Here is a 17,738-nt window from a genome sequence, read left to right on the forward strand (position 1 = left end):
TACTTCTCTCTAGTATTCGTTATAATCAGCAACTTATTTAACTAAAACTTAATCTTGGTATGACTATTTCATAACCCAGTGATTACCCCCCCTTTAGCTGAGGCTTTTATTGTGGTGGTCAGACCTTAACTCTTGTGATCGCCATGCTTAATACTGCTACCCTGGAAGCGAACTCTAAGCCTGAGCTACGTCAAATCTTAGAGGAGCTTTACAGAGGTCGAGCTTTACAACCCTACAAGAGCGGTCAGCCGATACGCCTGTTGCCCGACGAGGTTTTGATTGTCTGTCGCGGGGTAGTGCAGCTCGGAACCCTATACGACAGTGGTGATGAAGCGCTACTTGGTTTGGCTTGCCCTTCGATGCCGTTTGGTCTGCCGCTCTCGTTGATTCGTCCCTATCAGGCTGCTGCCCTCACTGATGTTGATTTGATGCGCCTGACGATGGCGGAAATCGAACAGTCACCCATGCTGGCTCAGAGTATTTTTCGGCATCTAACGCGTCGCTTGCAACAAACCGAAGCTGTGCTGGCGATGGTCGGCTACCGGCGAGTTGAGGATCGGCTGCGTCACCTGTTGCTGTTGCTGAAACAGGAAATTGGCCAGCCGGCTACCGCTAACGGAACTCGTCTTGGCATCCGACTAACCCATCAACAGCTAGCGAACGCCATTGGCACAACTCGCGTCACGGTAACTCGTCTGCTGAGCCAGCTGCAGGAAGAGGGTTGGCTGACTGTCGATAGCACCCGTCATATTGTGCTACCTCACCAGATGGGGAGAACAAATGGCGCGATTAGCTCTGGGCATTGATGGCTTCATAGCATCTTGGAAAACATGCTTTTATAAGCCCTTTTTGCCGATCATGAAGCAGGACAACAAGTAGTCTTGCACTCAGCATCAATGGGGCTTAATCAGTCGTTTTGCGCTTAACAGTTCGGTGTAGTAAAAGTTAGCTTGAGCTTCTAGTGCTAAATGACTGATAAACAATCAGCCAACCGATGACTACTACTAGCGATGACGGCAAAAAAAATAGCTGCTCGCCAATTAAACCAACCAGAAATGCAAGCGGAGACCCATAACCATCGGCTCTTTCCATTCCCCCATTTGCGACAACAAATTGAATTCTCTGCACTGTTCTTGCGAGCAGCAGTAGCCAGAGAGCGGTTGTGGGCAGCAAGGAAAGCCAAAACGTAATTTTTTTGTTCTGTTTAATACCTAAATAACTTCCCCATACAACCAAAAGCACAGCGCCCCAGAACAATAGATGGGGAATACTCAGTTTGCTAATGCTAACTAAAAATAAAAATGCTGCCGGTACAGAAACTAAAATAGCAAATAACAAAAACGCAGTACGGTAACGTTTTATCCATTGATCACGGCTGCGACTCATATATTTCGGTATATTCACTGACTGCTGATAGACTTTCACATTCTAGATATTCTATGTATATGAACTAGCTAACGGTTCTAGCGAGGGATTGCCAATATGTTTGCAATATCACAAGCAGTTTCGTTTAATTTGCTGCACTAGAACGATTAGATGATTAATTGGTGTTTTGCAGTTGCGCTAACTCAACAAATCTCTGAATGGCTTTTAGATAGGATTGCTCTCCAGGTTGATAAATTCTCACATGGTCAGCACCAGAGATCACAAACAATTGTTTTGGTTCGGGAGCAGCATTATATAATCGTTGACTCATTTCTGATGGAACAACCGAATCAGCACTTCCGTGCAAAAACAAAACAGGAACTCGGAGTGATCGAATCTTGGAGAGCGAATCAAACTGCTCAGTTAGAAGCAGACCAACCGGAAAAATTTGCAGAAAATTTCTGCGCCTAATAACCTCTGCCATTGAGGTAAACGAACTTTGCATGATTAACCCACCTGCTTCTGGATGCCTGACTGCTAAGTCCAAGGCAATTGCTCCTCCTAGGGACTCGCCATAAATAAAGATTTGCTCAGGCGGGATCTGGCGCACAGTTCGCAGATAATTCCAAGCGGCTTGGCTATCCTGATAAACCTGCAACTCATTCGGAAAGTCGCCCTTACTCAGACCATACCCTCGATAATCAAACACGAGTACCGAAAAGCCTAACTGCCGAAAGGCTGACACGCGAGCCAGATAATTGTAATCTCCCATGTTTCGGCCAACTCCACAAAGATACAACATCACTTTAGAAGAGGAAAGAATGTTTGTAGGCTCATTAGGTAAGAGAAAAAAGTTTTCCTGTTTAGTAGGAGCCGGAATCCACCAACCATGTAGTTGTGCTTGAGAATTCGTGATGGGTATCCAGACATCTTTGTAAGGGAGGTTGAAGTCTGAGGCGTCAGGTCGCATCGACAGTTCTGAGGCAGGGCGGTAAATCAGATAACGCTGCCGCAAAAGTAGAAATAAGCAGGTTGACAAATAAGCGAGTGCAACAACTGCTATTGCGACAGTTAGTAACTGTTTCCGTTTTTGAGAGTACTGACTCAATCTGCTAATCACAGCCTTTACTTTAGATCTACTCGATAAACATCATGCCAGGATTATCCAGCAGATCTGCAAGATAAGACCTGAATTGTAAGGAATTAAACAGGAATTTTGCAGATGAAATTTGAGATTCTAGGCTGTTATCCTCAGCCACTTCTACTGGCTCAAGTCAGGCAGCAATTTATGATATTTCAGCCACAAAGCCGAGGTAAACCTAATTAAAGATAACGTTCACCTTACTCAGCGCTTATACTACGCCTGAGATTCCGATGAATTCAGATTGTAGATCGAATAAAGTGGTCAGCGCTTGCGCAATCGTCTTTCGCTTGCTTAAAACTTCTATTCTCGCCTTTTTCACTTTTCTATCTGCTTTATCGAATTCTCCATTATCTACCATGTTTAAGGTTTCCTCTGCCTGTCGAGATAACCAAAAGGAAACTTCATCAATCGCGGCAATCATGTGAGCATCAGATTCGGCAAGGGCTTCGAACAATTCTCGCATCTTCTGCGATTCTTCCTGGGAAAGGACATTATCGAACCAAGTGACAAGGTATTTGTCATAGATGTTGATAATTTTCCTGCAATGGCCGCGAGCCCGTGCCATACGTGCGCTAATCTGCCCCCCTTCAAGCTCTACAAGATGTGCTCGTTCTTCCGCCCTTTCTTTAAACTCCTGGCCATCATAGAAGGTGACAGACAAATATTTAGACATCTCAGAGTTAAGGGCTTCAAATACTTTTGCTAATTCTTCTAATGCCGTTATTAACTTATCTGCGGCAGGATCAGGACGTTTGATTAATTTATCTTTGACAGCTGTTATGATGCCAAGTTTGTCAGCAAGATTGACTAAGGCGTCAACACCGATCATATTAACTTCCTCGTTCTTCATATTCACCATGTCTAAACTGGTACTGTCTTCTATAGAGTCAGCGTTCACTGTACATTTCCTCTTCATGAAATTGCTGACCGTTGACACAATCCTAGGTGACCCCCGTGTGAAAGAGCGTGTGAAGCCATCAGGTGCTGACTCGATCAAAGTTAAAGCTGGATGATCTTCTACCCAGATGAGCCTGTCCTAATCGGTAAATTCGCGTCCGCCAGTGCTTTCGGTCTGCAAATCTCCCAGCAGTGCTTCTAGCGCCACGGCCTGAGCAGTGGGCATCTGTCCATAAGAAAAGGCGTAGGGAATATCTGGGGCGAACTGAAACCGGGTCAGTATGTGGTCCATCACATAGGGACTGCCGTAGATTACAAGTGCCTGAAGCTGGTCGGTATGCAGCAAAGATTGCAGCCAATCTTCAGCAAGCTGGATCAAGCTGGCGCTGCTGCGAAAGGGATTGCCGCGAATAAAAAGCTGGAGCAGAGTAGGAGCAGGTTCATTGGGGAGTGAATCTGGATGGGCTGGCGTGTAACTGTCTACCACCTGCAAGTGATAGCCGAGCTGGGATGGAATGGTAATCGCAGGAGCCTGACGGTTCAAGCAGGTGCAGTTGAGCGCATCATCCACGAGAATCAGGTTCCGGGCTGGAGCGGAGATCTCTAAGCGGGAAGGATGAGGACGATGTAGACGCAGGGAATCCCGCAGAATTGCTTCTACGGTGGCGATGGTTTGGGGTTGGGCTAGCTGCTCCAGCTGGATTGGCGGCGGCGGCAGCTGTTCCCAAGCGTGGCTGGTGTCTCCGTCCGATAAGGGCTGCGCTTTCTGCTTGGCCTGCCAGATGCGTTCTAGCGATGCTTGAATTTGAGTGATTGGGATTTGTCCGCTTTCTATCGCCGCACAGATCGCCTCGATCGCCCCTTCTGGGTCAGCCGGCATCATTAGCACATCGGCTCCAGCGGCCACAGCCCGTACCGCGGCTTCGTTGGCCCCATATTGGCGGGTAATCGCGCCCATCACCAGCGCATCGGTGACAATCAGGCCCGCAAAGCCAAGTTGGTGCCGCAGTAGATGCGTCAAAATTGGGCGAGACAGAGTAGCCGGAGCCTCTGGATCCCAGATCGGAAGCTGCAAATGGGCCGTCATCACCGCATCGACGCCAGCCGCAATCGCCGAGCGAAAGGGAGGGAGTTCTACGGTTTCTAAGCGGGTTTTGTCATGGTTGATCAACGGCAGTTCCAGGTGGGAATCGACAGCCGTATCGCCATGACCGGGAAAGTGCTTGGCCGCCGTCAGCACCGGATACTGCTGAGCACCCCGAATAAAGGCTGCCGTGAGCTGACTGACCATTTCCGGCGTTTCGCCCCAGGCTCGCACGTTAATCACCGGATTGGCCGGATTGTTGTTGACATCCACGACCGGCACCAGCACCCAGTTGATCCCAATCGCCAAAGCTTCTTGGGCAGTCGCGGCTCCCATCTGGCTGGCGTAGGTTAGAGCACGGTCCAAATCCTGTGCAGCAATCGCGCCAATCGCCATTGGGGGTGGGAACCAGACTGCGCCCGCAAACCGTTGCCCAACGCCTTCTTCCACATCGGCAGCTACCAGCAAGGGAAGCTTGGCCCAACTCTGAAGCTGCTGTGTGCGTAAGCCCACCTCTGCCGCACTGCCGCCCAGTAAGATCACACCGCCCACGCCCAGATCATGCAGCCAACCCTTCAGCCGAGCTGCGGGAGGTTCCCAGAGCGGATACTGGATTTGGTGATCAAACAAATGCCCAGAGGCGCGGACAATCACCATCTGGGCAACTTGCTGAGCTAGTGAAAGTGACTGCCAGTCCGGAAGTGGGGTCATGGTTCATCCGTCGGGCTACTTTGTTCGCTGGTTTCACCTATTTCATCGTCCGGCTTGCGTTCCTGACTGAGGCGGTTGATCAGCGACAGTACCTTAGTGCCCCGTTCAATCGAGCGGTCTTCCAGAAACACAATTTCGGGCGTGCGGCGTAAGCGAATCCGATGACCCAGTTCGCTGCGGACATAGCCGGTTGCCGACTTCAAACCCGCCATTGTTTCGGCTCTCGCTTCTTCGCTGCCGTAGATACTGACAAAAATTTTGGCGTGCTGCAAATCTCCGGAAACATCCACATCGGTGACGCTGACCATGCCCATACCGACGCGGTCATCCTTAATCCCGGAGAAGAGGAGCTGGCTAACTTCCCGCTTAATTAATTCGGCCACGCGAGCCACGCGACGATCTGTAGCCATACGACTCTCCTTCTGATTGAACAAATGCGTGCTGTCAGCCCTGATCTGGGACAATAAGTTACCCAAAATCTGGGGACATATTGGTATTAGTACAATTGCTTAGACTGCATCCAACCCCAGCATGGCGCGTAGGGTAAAACCAATAAAGAATAGAAATGCTACTAGAGCAGCCACGGTAACAATAGCAGTTGAGGGCCGTCTAAACAGAGGCAAAAGGGGACTCAGAGCAGTAAGAAAAACCCCTAGCGAAAAGGAAATTAAATAGCGCGGATAGCGCGAAACGTTATTAAAAAACTCTTCCATTGGTATCTGATCTGTAGCAGTAAATAGGCTCTGGGTGGATTAGAAATGGTTTGGCTGGGCTGGGTTTTGACGGGTCTCGTCTTTGACGGGTCTCGTTTTATTGTAAAGGACAACATTCCAATCGGCAGTGAGTTTTGGTGTGATCTTTGGCCCCCGATTAGACCCCTCGTTCGGCAGAGCTGCTTTGGGGTTCGGAGCCGTTCCAGGACGGCATCGGTCGGTTGCGACGGCTGCCAAACAAATAGGCATACACATAGGTCAACTCGCAGCCAAATAGAAAAATCTGACAGGTGAGAAAAATCCACAGCAGCAGGATCATGACGCTACCAATCACGCCATAGGACAGAAACCGGCTGCCGATCGTGATCACGCTATTGCTGACCAACTGCTGCAACCCAACCAGCAACAAAGCGGTCAGCAACGCCCCCAGCCAAACATCGCCCCAGCTCACATAAACCATTGGCAAAATCTTAAACAAAATGCAGGCTGCCAGCGCCAGAATCAACAGTGACGAGCTAGTTTGAAGCCCACGAGTCAATTGCAGTTCATCGATCTGAAGAAAAGCAAAGGTTTCTTGGAAGGTGGTGACTAATTCCAGGATCGTCTTGATGGCAATCTGGACCAGCAGTGAGGTCAGCAGCAGCAAGGCGGTTCCTAGCACCAGCAGAAACGAAAACAGCTTGTTCATCACAAAAAACAGCACCATTCGATGCACCGAACCCGTTTCCGAAGCCCGACTGGGTGACTGCCAAATCCGGTTAACCGAATTCCGGAGGATGCTAAATACCGCACTGGCTGACCACAGCAGAAACCCAAAGCCAACGATGCCCGCTCCGACGCTGTTTTGGTTCAGAGCAATCACGGTGCCTTTGATCAAATCATGCACTTCCGGTGGCAGAAATCGCTCCACATTCATTTGAATCGCATCAAAGGCTTCGGTGTTGGGGCCAATTAAAGCACCGATCACGCTGACAATCAGCAGCAGCAGCGGAAACAGAGAAAAGAGCGCAAAATAGGACAACGAAGCCGCCATTCCAGGGCAGTTGTCCCGGTCCCACTTCATTCCGGCCTGAATCAGGAGCTGAGCGGGTTTTGAAGGCAAAATTTTGGTGCGGAGAAATTGAAGCATAGAAGCTGGAATAGGGCGATTACTGGAACAAATTCGACTCAGTGACCTCAATATCAAATCTGACTAAATGCCCTAATTGAAATGCTATATTGTACAGCGTTTTGGCAAAATGCCTCCGATTGTACAGGCGTTTTGCCAAAATCTGGATTGTACAGGCGTTTTGCCAAAATCTGGATTGTACAGGCGTTTTGCCAAAACGCCTCTACGCAAACGCTGGCAGAATTAATATTCCCTCCAGTATTACCGATTCTTAATCACCCGCCCCGGACTCACAAACGACAATCCTTGATTGCCAAGCGTATTGATCATCACCGCCTCGACCACGGGAGCAGAAACGGTTGTTTGCGCCACCCACTCGACCACAAACGATGCTCCCACCCCGCCGCTTCTGTCGGCTTGAGCGACCACAAATTCAGTGGCGGCAAGCGGGTTGAGTTCCACCGGCTGTTCTAGGTAGTTGCGCACGAGTGTACCGTTGCCAGCAAAATAATCGACTGAGCGAATAATGATGGGATGGGTTTGGTCGGTATTGCGCACACTCAGGGTGGCGGTTAGATCCCAGGTGCGGTTTTGCTCGCCGGTATAGATGTAGGCATAGACCGGCACATACAGAGTTTGACCGGCAACAATTTTGACGCTGTCGTCTAGAGTGACCACCTTCAGGTCTGCCGCAGCGGGTGGGGGTGGCCCCGAAGCAGCAGTACAGGCCGTCAGGCAGGCGACGGTGAGCACAAACCAAAACCGGAGAATGAACGGCATAGGAGGCTGGCGATTAAAGCGCATTAAAGAGCAGGAGATTCGCAGCGAGCCGAATTGGGGAAGTTCAGCATTTCTCCCAGCGAGAAACAGACAAATGGGTTCTCTGGCACAGGCGGCGATCCTCCAGCCACCCAGAGCAGCAGTTTATCTGGATCGTAGAGTCCCTGTCGCAGGGAGCCGTTGCCACCCGGACTGGCATCGTCGTCAAAGACCTCTAGGGGAGTGACTTCTAAGGTATCGGGATTGACCCGGTCCCGTCCGATGCGCACCATCCCCGCTGGGTCGAGGTTGCCATAGAGCGAGCTAATGCCATCGGGTTCCATGAGCTGGGAAAATCGCCTGAAGCGGGTGAGGCTCGATTCGCTGATCGGGAAGCGCTGCCGGTCAAACATTTCTTCCAGCACGATGTGATTGGTGACATAGAGGACATCGTTCTCCTGGAGTTCTCGCACCCCCAGGTTTCTGCCGGTGAACTCAAACACACCTGCTTCCCTGGATTTGCCGTCGGTGATCATCACCAAATCGGCATGAACACGGGGCTGGGTTTCCATGATCTGGCGGGCTTCGGCAAAGCTCGTGGCCGTTTTGAGCACTTGTCCCAAAATTTGCACATTGCTGCGCCCATGCATCGACAGTTCACCGGGGCCGGGATGGACTGTATCGAGTCCCAGAGTGATACCGGCCACATTCAAGCCCCAGTTGGGCCAAACCACACCGGGATAGGTGATAAACACATGGGGCAAACCGTCGTTGGGCTGGCGGATAAACACAACTGGATTGTAAATGATGTAGTTGATCGGTTTTTGGTCGTTATCCAGCGTACTGCCGTGATAGAGGCGGCCATCCATGGTAGCTTCTCCGGTGGCAACCCACTGGCTACAGCCATCCCAGAACAGAATATCGGGCAGCGTGCTGGCAAAAATTTCCTGATAGACATCGCCATAGGCCAACACGAGGCAGGCGTCCATTGTCATGCCAATGTCTTGCGTTGCATCGGCCAAACCCCGGCACTCTTCTACTTTTTCTGGATAGGAGCGCAGGGCAGACAACCGACCGAGGGCCAGCCCCCTGCCGGCAAATCGAAGTGCCCCAATGATGTCGCTGCCCAGAGAGGCGATCTCGTCATGCAGGTACTGTCCATGCTGATAGCCCATCTCATAGGGGCTACCCTGCAACCACACGACTTTGATCACGCCGTAGTCTTGGCGATGGGGTGCAACCGGCTGCCAGTTAGGAGGTAAAAATTGGGCAATCTGGTCGGGCGAAATTGTGGGAGCAGGCGGCAGAACTACTTCCGCAGCGCTATCTGGATCGCAGGTACAGAGATTTTCAGCAGCCGAAGCTTGCAGTTCCACCAGCCAATCTTCCAGACTGAGGACGGCTCCCCGGACACCGCCACTGGCTTGAAAGCGGCTGGCATTGCGTCCAAGGCGGGCCAGTCGTACCCCGTCAAGATGAACCTCACGGGTCGGATACTGTTGCAAAATCTCCAGCAGCGACAGGCGGTTGTCATTGGCGGCGAATAGGCTCGCGGCTCGCAGGGCTTGAATATTGGCCGTCTTGGATGGCGTATGCAGGTATTTCCCGACCTGGTAGAGCAAAAATTCACCCAGTAAGTTATTCAGGGTTTTATCCAAAAAGCTGGGGCTGACAGTAACCTCCTGCTTGAGGGCCGTGCGCACGGCTTCTGGATTCACTCCGGCTACGTTGAAGAAGAATTGCCAACCTCTGGGAAGTGCACCAGTTTGGGCAAAGCGAGTCAGCTCTTGCAGCGACATTGAGCGGCCCAGTGGCCCAAACTGAATCACCAGACGTTTGTTGGCTAAGTCTGGTGTGGTGCTGGGTCTGAGCCGATTGGTGAGCGGGGCAAGCAGAGAGGGAGTCGTTCCGCTAGGCGTTGCTTCGTTTCCAGGCAGGCGGTTTCGGATGGCATCGCGAGTGGCCGCGTTTGCCGCTTGAGCTGGGTTTGGAGGTGCAGCAGCAGTATTAGATTCAGTATTAGATTCAGTATTAGCCGTTGTATTGACGGCAATATTACAGTCACAGACTAATTCTGGAAGCAAGGCTTCTGCTGTTTTCAAGATTGGTTCAATGCGCGTTACCAGTAAATTCACGTCGGTATAAACTTGACCTAATCGGCTGACTTCTAGCCGCACTTCACCTCTGGGATAGTTTTGCAGAATTTCGAGAATCGAAAAAGAGCGATCGGTTTTGAAGGTTTTGGCAAAGGCCAGTCGCAGTGGTTCCAGATCCTCGCGCCCCAAGGAATCGCCGACAATTTTGTTGATCTGCAGCAGGGTAAAGTCAGACGAAATTGCCTGGAATTGTTCGGGAGCGGTGATTTCGGTCGTTAGCCAGCGCTTGACATCGGCTGGTTTCTGTTCGCTGTCTTGCCAAAACTGCTGGAGTGCCGGTGAGGTGTCCTGATCTGCTACAAAGGCTTGCAGTTCGGTTAAGGAAACCGGCAGCTTTAGATCGCGAGATTGCAGCAGAACGGTTGTTGAGGCATGGACAGGAGCAATCAGAAACAACAGACTGAGTCCCAGACCGATCAATAAATAAATGCCTGAGCGTCTGAGGCGAGTAGTAAGGCGGAAGAAAATAGTGAGTAGGCTAAGGAATATCATCTTGAATTTCAAATTCTAGATTATTTTAGAGCTTGTTTGTAAACAAGGATTGATCCCCCTGAATCCCCCTAAACCCCTGCGGAGATGCGCCTTCGGCGTAGAATAAGGGGGACTTCAGAGATTTGGTATATGCTCCGCACAGGCTTCGCCTAAGGTTCCCTCCTGTTTAAGCCTACGGTGTTTACACAAGTCGAAGATCCCCCCAACCCCCCTTAGAAGATCCCCCCCAACCCCCCTTAAATAAAGGGGGGGAACCGGAGGCGAAGCCTGGACGCAGCCCATACCAATCAGGGATTGAAGTCCCCCTTGATAAGGGGGATTTAGGGGGATCGACCCCTTGCATTGATTCGCGATCGAGATCGGTGTACACGGTAGCCTTAAAGAGGGTTAGGGAGGATCAGGCAGAGAGCCGCTTCTAGTTTCTTACAATTCATTTACAAACAGTTTCTTAGATTTATGGCCCTTTTGTGCGGTTGAGTAGTCAAGTTGAAACAGTCAAGTGGTGTTTGAGCGTAAGCGCAGGTCATCAAATCAATCATGCGTTTTCTAGCGGTTGGGTGTTAGTGTTGGTGGCGGCCAGCGTCTTTGTCTCCTCTGCCGCTTGCATCCAAGCTACGATCATGCCAGCGATCGGAATTGAGAGAAAGATGCCGAGCAACCCCGCTACCCGTTGCCCAATAAATAGCGCCAGAAATAGCAGGACCGGATTTAATTCCAATGCATTGCCCATCACTTTAGGGCGCACATAGTTGTCCTGAATTTGAATTAGCAGAACCGAGACGATCACGACTCGCAGGGCAATCGCAGGGCCTTGCGCTGCCAGCACCAGAAATGACACAACCGTGACGCCCAAGGTGGCTCCAATGCCGGGAATCGCATCGATTAGCCCGACAATTACGGCCAAAAGCAAAGCATAGTTGACGCCCAACAATGGATAGATCATGAGCGTGGTGCTGGACAAAAACAGCATCAGCAGCAACTGACCGCGCAAAAAGCCGAGAAAACTACGCTGAAAAATCGTGGCAAAGCGCTGCCGAGAATCAGCGGGAATAAATTTGAGGAAGCCCTGCCAGAGCTTACCGCCATCAATTAGCATATACAGGCTAATCACTGCGCCGAATATGCTAGTAAATACGCCAGAAAAGATACCTCGCGCAATGGACAAGCCTGTTGTTAAACCCGATTGTAGGGTGCTAATAATCTGACTGATGTCTAGCTGGAAGACATCCTGAAACGGCACGATGCTGCCTTGTGCCAGAGCCGCTGTGAGCTGACTCATTAACCCCTGCCCTTGACTCAACACTTGCAGCCCTACAACGGTGACTAGAGCCAGCAAAAGCGCAATGGTGGTTAGAAACGTAATAGTGATCGCCCATCCTCTAGAAATATAACGCGACAACCAAACCACCGGATAATTCAGCAACGCTGCAAAAATACCGGCGGCTGTGAATAGGGCAATGGTGCTGTAGAAGTAATTGATCAGAATAACCGTGATCCAACCACAGCCAAATAGCATGATGTAGCGTAGAAGGATAGAGTTATTTAGATTCTGCCACAATCGAGCAGATGGCTGAGGAAGTGGTGGAATCATAGTGAATAGTAGTGCATAAATCTAAACTTCTTGAATGCTTGTCTTTCTAAAGGATGTATTGGTTCATCCCAAAATTGGAATCCGATTGATGGCAGCATATAGATTGATCACCAATTTAATCATCAATGGAATTACAGTGTTATCGCGTCCATGCGAACTTCCCAGTCAAGACATTTCAATCCCCATATAGCCCTGGTTGTAATAGAATCTACCGTTGACCAGCGTTGGGTCGTTGGCAAAAGTGAGAAAGTCTTCCCAGTCAGCGGCAATCCAAGTATCGGTGGGGACGGTGGTAATCTGCGGCAATGGGTTCACCATCGGTTTGACTCCTAGCAGTTTTGCCTTGTTCATCACTTGTTCATCACTTGTTCATCACTTATTCATTACTTGTTCATCACTTGTGGCTTTTTCACCTGACATTGGGCCAAGGGAATGCCTCTAAAGCGTCATCGGTGCAATCGGTTCAATATCCGGGTCGTAGCCACCAACCTGGTTCGTGCGCAGCACCCAAACCGAGGCTCCTTGCTCTAGAAACACCTGCACCACCGTGTCGCTGGCTTTGCGGGGTAGCAGCGTCCGCCAACTGCTGAGGCCCATCCAGAGGTTGCGCAGTGGCTCGTCTTCTAGCGTGGTGCCCAAATTAAATTCATTGCTTTCCCAATCGGAACGGGGAGACCCTAACGTTTGCAAGCGCTGGTACAGTGTGTCCTTCAGCTTCAAGAGCTGCTGATAGCGCTGGGCTTGAGCCGGGTTATCCGCTAACCAGCTTTGCAGCAGGGTTTGATGTTCCTCAATCGACTCAGAAAGCGAGCGGAGACTGGCAAATAGAGCCTGATTCGCATCCTGAGCGCAGTTATTGGCTGGTCCGACATAGGTAGCGCCGGTGCCGTCCCCAGTCCGATAGCGAGCGGTCATGGCTTCGAGTTGGTTCAGCATTCGATTAAGTGCCGAAACCCGTGTTCCGTTGATGTCGAAGTAGCCGGTAAACGGCTCAAACTTGATCAGAATGTCGCAAACGGGGCGAGTCCCTAGCCAGCCAAACTGCCGGTCGCCCATATAGCGAGACCAATGCAGCGTTCCTGCCGTTAAACCATCGGTGTTGTGGGTATAGACCTGGTAATACTGAATCTCAAATCGCCGTTCACCGCTGAGCGGATCGTGAACGACCGTGGCAAATCCGTAGGCAAAATGGCCAAAAAAGATGGGAGTGGCTGCTGCTGGCTCCTTTTTGTTGCCGCCAATGCCGCCGTAAACATGCAGCAACAGCGCCCGGTCACCGACTTTCCAATCGTCAATCGCAGGCCGGATCTGTTTGATCTGCCGATTGCCAACGCACAGCACCGAAGCAACTTTACCCTTCTGCGCAACTGCATCCGCCCAAGATTCGCGCCGAATGTAGCGATAAGATGCCTTGTTGCCAAACACCACCCGGTCGGGATCGAGCCGAAACAGCGAGCGGGGACCCAACGACTGCACCACAAAGTAACCCGCCGCATCTTTGGCTCCATAGATGTACCATCCGGCTTCGTTAAACGGAGACTGCTCCAACTGATTTGTGGTAGACGGATAGCTGCCATAGCACTGGGCCATCACCACCTGCGGCAGCCGCACCACCTCTGTTGGTCCATCAAACTGGCGAGTTCTAGCATTGAAATGCCGCACCTGAAACCGATCTGTGCCGCTAATTGGAGCCTCAAACCGCACCAAACCATAGTAGCGGCCCGTAATCTCAACCGGCTGATGGCGGGTATACAGCGCCGTTCCAAAAAGCCGACCAGCATCACTCCTGACTCCTGACTCTCTCACTTCCACCTCTCCCGCCAACATCACAATCAAATCATCTGTCGGATGGGAGCCAGCCAGCGACTCTAGCGGGCCGACCTGCTGCCAGTGGTTCAGCCGTACTGGGTGAATGCTGCCACCATACTGGCTAGAATATTCGGCATCGACGCTGAAGTTAACATCGCGGGTGACGGCTCGCACTCGTTGTTTGACACTTGGGATTTCTGTCCAGCGCAGCGCCACAGTTTGCCCAATTAGCGATTCGTATCCCTTCGGCACATGATGCACCTCGAACCAAACGCCTCGCAACTGACGCCGTTCTGCGGGTTGGGGTAAAATCAGCCGTCCCATCCAGTCGCCAAGCGGGCGGTACCACTGCGGATCCACCGTCTGCGTTAAGGGATAGTAGGTGTAGTTGTTGAAGTCAGCTTGTTTGTAGAGTTCGTAGTTGCTGAGCTGGCGGGGCCGGGTTGGGGTGGCTCCCACTAGCTGGCCCTCCAGGATAGACAGAATCACGCCAATCGTATGCTGCAAATGGCTTTCCCCATTAGGCAAATACGCTTTGGGGTCCATGATGCCACCCGGCACCTGATGCCCCATCGGACCAAGATTAATCTCGGTGATTTTGCCCTTCCGCATCGCCCGGTTCCAGTAGGACAGGGGAAAGAATTTTCGGCGTCCGGGAAACAGAATTGGCCCCAGTGCCGCCACCACATCCTTTTCGCCCACTAGATGGTAAAGGTGCTCTAGCTTCAGAAAGTTATTGTTGGCGCTCATCACGCCACCCAGGGAAATCACCTGGATGTTGCCTCCCAAGACCCGCTTCAGGTAAGGCGCAATTGCTACCGACATATGGGCACCGCCGCTATAGCCAATCATTGTGATGGGAGTGCCGTCATTGGGCTGGTAGCCGTGTTTCAGCAAGCCGTCATAAACCACCTGAGCAATCCCCTGATTGTAGATGGGGCCATAGCGCTTATCGGCTGACACCGCGACCGCCCACGCATTCCGCACATTCACCAGTAAGCCCAAGACCGCCATTGGATTGGCCCAGCGCATCCGGTCCGCCGTTCGCCACAGCCACGCCAGAGGCCGATTTTCCCGCAGCGAGCGGTTTCCCATCGAGTAGAGCATCAACCCCTGCACCAGGGCCATATCCTTCGGTAAGGCAGGTGCCAAGGCGGTCAGAAAGTCCACGATATCCGGCGTGTATTCCTCGCCCGACTGTCCTACGCCATCCATGTAAACGACATAGCGAGACGGGCGATCCTCGATACTGACTGGACTAGAGATCCGGTCAACCGACGGCTCTAGCGACACCGTTTCCACCTCATCACCGTACCAGCCGGCCCACCACCCCAGTGCTTCCAGCGGAGCCAGCAAGCCGGCAAAGATCAGCGCCACAATCCCGATCCAGCTCAGATCAAACACCCAGCGCACAAAGCGGGGCAGACTGTCATGCCAGATAAACAAACTATCCCGCACCGGACGCAGCAGCACCACCACGACCATAAACAGCACAATCATGCCCAGCAGGATCAACCCCAGCCGGATCACCTGGGGAATCCTCTGGAACTCGTGCTCTAGGCGAATACCAATGGTCTCGGTGTCTTTAGTTGGTATCTCTAGAGCCGCCACTCCTGAGGATGAGACGATTGAGCTGTTCTCAAATGGCAGGACGGATGATTGGGAGGACGTAGCGAACGCTGAGTTGCCCGCTGTACTGGACGAAGGGGTTCCTGCTGAGGCAATTCGCGTTTCCAGTCCCGCATCCACCAATTGCTTGAGTTGGGAACGCTGACTGACCACATCCACCCCAGCCACCCGGCGCATCAGGCGGCCTCCCAAATTGGCAATCGGCTGGCCAATCGTGCCCTTGAGGAGCTGAAGCATCACCCAGCCAAACATCACGTAGACTACAGCATTGGAGAGATTTTGGGGCGTCAGGGCGCTCACGGCTACGACCATCGCCAGCAAATGCCAGACCGAAAGCAAATTCAAAATCGGCACGCCAGCATAGGGCATTGCTCCCAAAAAACTAAGCAGTAAGGGCGCGTAGCTTAACCCCAATGCTCGCACCAATGATCCCCACGGCAGCCGCGCGAATCCGGGCAGCCAACCAACCAACCAGGTGCTGAACACCAGAAACAGAAAGCCAAACACGAACAGAATCGCCATCAACACTAGGCTGAACACAAACCGAAGCGGCTTGATTTGGTTAACGAACAGAATAATGCTCTGTCCGATGGCGAGGGAAAGACCGGCCAGCAATACTACCAGAATTGCCAGAGTTTGGCCCTGCGGTAACCTGACAACGGTGCGGAAGGCATCTTGGCTGAGCAGGAAGGCTCCACCTAGCAGATCGCCAAGGGAGTTAAATAGAGGATCAGGCATGGTCAGTCTCCTGGGTCAATCCTTTGATCAGGCAAGGGTAAGGTAATACAAATTCGGAATTCGGGCCAGTTATACGATGGGAATAGCGTGGAAACGGGAAAACGCTAACTTTGCGGAACACGCTGTTGCCCAACCTGATACAGCAATAACAATGACACGATCGTTCCGACCAAACCAGCCGCAATGGCGCTAATCATGGCGTGAATCGCAATCATATTAGAAGGAGTAATCAGCGTCCCTGCGGCTCCCAAGGTTGTACCAATTTGATTCGGAGCTACTACGGTGGCCCCTTGCGGCAGAGTCAGCATCTTCAAGGTCAAGGCACCCACCCGCGACAGGGCAATCACAACTGCAATTGCCATAATCCCAATGTTGGCAACCAGCCCCAACTTCAAATCGCGAATCACCTGAGCCTTAGCTGGGCGCAAATCCCGATCTTCCAACCGGGATGCCAACCGCGTGTAGCGAAAACACCAGTAGATGCTAAACAGCAGCACAATCAGGCACAGGATCGCTAACCAGACGCCCAAGGAAAGCATGGTCATTGGCTGAGCGGTCCTGGCTAGAACCGAGGTCAATACAACTAGGATTGGAATAAACCCCAGCAGAGCCTGCAACCAAAAGCCAGCCCAACCCAGCCAGCGCAATGAACGGGCTACCTGTTGGGGAGTAGAGCGGGCAGATTCGGGCTTGAGGAAATCAAACATAGGTGTAGGGGATTAAAAGGAAGCACTACAGGCAATTCAGGCACGATCCAACATTCAGTGGCTCGGCATTTGGCGGCTCAGCATTCGGCTGATCAGCCTTTGAGTACCATGAAAATCTTATAATCTGAAAACGCAATTACTGGAATGCCAAGGGAATTTCTTAATCCAATTCTCGTTCATATTAGTTTCTTACTTTTTTTTTCTAAGCTAAAACTGAATTTAGTTGGTTAGTGAGCAGGGGAGACTCATGCTCCTGGTTTTTCCTGCTTACCTATTCTTAGGAACGCTAGAAGCCATACATCAACCTATCTTCTAGCGGTTATGGGTGTGAAGTAGCTTCTCTGAAAATTGCAGGCTCCTGTGGACCGAACTCTTAGTTTTTAATAGTCATCTTAATAACCATAGAATAATTGCAGGGTTGGCTATCGGTATGAGCTAAAAGCTGGTTTACAGTCTTTTTCAGGCTAGTGAAGTACGAAAAACGGGGTACAGCGGCACTGCCCCTGCGTGGGAGCTTCGCCTCTCGGCCCTCTTTTATGGGATATCCGCAGGGCTATAATTCTCCAACGTATAGCCCTAACGGGCAGCCCAGAGAGGGAGCTTTGAGTCGTTCTAGCCCTCAGTACTAGTCCCTAATACAGCTCTAACGGGCAGAAGGGGTGGAGGAGGGCAAAGTCATACTAGGTTCAGTAACGCCGGAAATTAAACAGATCTCAAAATCCAATATATCAAACGCTAATATATTAGATGCTATCGCAGATATATAGACAAACTTATTCAAAATTGTCTACATACTAGCTTGCAACTTATTTATAAGCTGATGTAGTCGAAATAC

Annotated in this window: 14 protein-coding genes; 1 reads left to right on the forward strand and 13 read right to left on the reverse strand. The window is 51.3% G+C overall.

The window, feature by feature from the left end; genetic code table 11:
- The first annotated feature begins 143 nt into the window (after positions 1-143).
- The gene (locus HJG54_RS22610) at positions 144-806 is read left to right on the forward strand and encodes a Crp/Fnr family transcriptional regulator (RefSeq protein ID WP_316431512.1); all 663 of its coding nucleotides are present in this window, start codon (positions 144-146) and stop codon (positions 804-806) included.
- Between the two features lie 139 nt (positions 807-945).
- Here the strand turns inward: HJG54_RS22610 and HJG54_RS22615 are convergent, their stop codons facing one another.
- The 13 genes from HJG54_RS22615 to HJG54_RS22675 form a co-directional block, all read right to left on the reverse strand.
- Positions 946-1,386 (reverse strand): hypothetical protein, encoded by a 441-nt coding sequence (locus HJG54_RS22615; protein WP_316431513.1) that lies wholly within the window; start codon positions 1,384-1,386, stop codon positions 946-948.
- A gap of 154 nt (positions 1,387-1,540) precedes the next feature.
- Positions 1,541-2,335: an alpha/beta fold hydrolase gene (locus HJG54_RS22620; RefSeq protein WP_316435656.1), complete on the reverse strand. Its 795-nt coding sequence runs from the start codon at positions 2,333-2,335 to the stop codon at positions 1,541-1,543.
- 382 nt (positions 2,336-2,717) lie between these two features.
- Positions 2,718-3,407 carry a hypothetical protein gene (locus tag HJG54_RS22625; protein ID WP_316431514.1) on the reverse strand — a complete coding sequence of 230 codons (690 nt, stop codon included), beginning with the start codon at positions 3,405-3,407 and terminating at the stop codon, positions 2,718-2,720.
- Positions 3,408-3,545: 138 nt separating this feature from the next.
- The gene (locus tag HJG54_RS22630; RefSeq protein ID WP_316431515.1) at positions 3,546-5,201 is read right to left on the reverse strand and encodes a glycoside hydrolase family 3 N-terminal domain-containing protein; all 1,656 of its coding nucleotides are present in this window, start codon (positions 5,199-5,201) and stop codon (positions 3,546-3,548) included.
- On the reverse strand, positions 5,198-5,611 hold the full coding sequence (gene rbfA / locus HJG54_RS22635; protein ID WP_316431516.1) for a 30S ribosome-binding factor RbfA: 414 nt from the start codon (positions 5,609-5,611) through the stop codon (positions 5,198-5,200). Before rbfA ends, HJG54_RS22630 begins: the two co-directional genes overlap by 4 nt.
- A 99-nt stretch (positions 5,612-5,710) precedes the next feature.
- A complete protein-coding gene (locus HJG54_RS22640) occupies positions 5,711-5,914 on the reverse strand; it encodes a DUF751 family protein (RefSeq protein WP_035998765.1) in 204 nt (67 codons plus the stop codon).
- A gap of 157 nt (positions 5,915-6,071) precedes the next feature.
- On the reverse strand, positions 6,072-7,043 hold the full coding sequence (locus HJG54_RS22645; protein ID WP_316431517.1) for a YihY/virulence factor BrkB family protein: 972 nt from the start codon (positions 7,041-7,043) through the stop codon (positions 6,072-6,074).
- Between the two features lie 240 nt (positions 7,044-7,283).
- Positions 7,284-7,802, reverse strand: a complete 519-nt coding sequence (locus HJG54_RS22650) for a DUF3124 domain-containing protein (RefSeq protein ID WP_316431518.1) — start codon at positions 7,800-7,802, stop codon at positions 7,284-7,286.
- 23 nt (positions 7,803-7,825) lie between these two features.
- Positions 7,826-10,429 carry a C45 family autoproteolytic acyltransferase/hydolase gene (locus tag HJG54_RS22655; RefSeq protein ID WP_316431519.1) on the reverse strand — a complete coding sequence of 868 codons (2,604 nt, stop codon included), beginning with the start codon at positions 10,427-10,429 and terminating at the stop codon, positions 7,826-7,828.
- A 535-nt stretch (positions 10,430-10,964) separates the two neighbouring features.
- Positions 10,965-12,020 carry an AI-2E family transporter gene (locus HJG54_RS22660; protein ID WP_316431520.1) on the reverse strand — a complete coding sequence of 352 codons (1,056 nt, stop codon included), beginning with the start codon at positions 12,018-12,020 and terminating at the stop codon, positions 10,965-10,967.
- 165 nt (positions 12,021-12,185) lie between these two features.
- The gene (locus tag HJG54_RS22665) at positions 12,186-12,371 is read right to left on the reverse strand and encodes a hypothetical protein (protein ID WP_316431521.1); all 186 of its coding nucleotides are present in this window, start codon (positions 12,369-12,371) and stop codon (positions 12,186-12,188) included.
- 87 nt (positions 12,372-12,458) lie between these two features.
- Complete coding sequence (locus tag HJG54_RS22670) at positions 12,459-16,196, reverse strand: CAAX protease (protein ID WP_316431522.1); 3,738 nt, start codon at positions 16,194-16,196, stop codon at positions 12,459-12,461.
- Positions 16,197-16,300: 104 nt separating this feature from the next.
- The gene (locus tag HJG54_RS22675; RefSeq protein ID WP_316431523.1) at positions 16,301-16,903 is read right to left on the reverse strand and encodes a DUF3611 family protein; all 603 of its coding nucleotides are present in this window, start codon (positions 16,901-16,903) and stop codon (positions 16,301-16,303) included.
- Positions 16,904-17,738: the final 835 nt, after the last annotated feature.

This window comes from Leptolyngbya sp. NK1-12, from assembly GCF_032598965.1.
Lineage (GTDB): Bacteria > Cyanobacteriota > Cyanobacteriia > Elainellales > Elainellaceae > Elainella.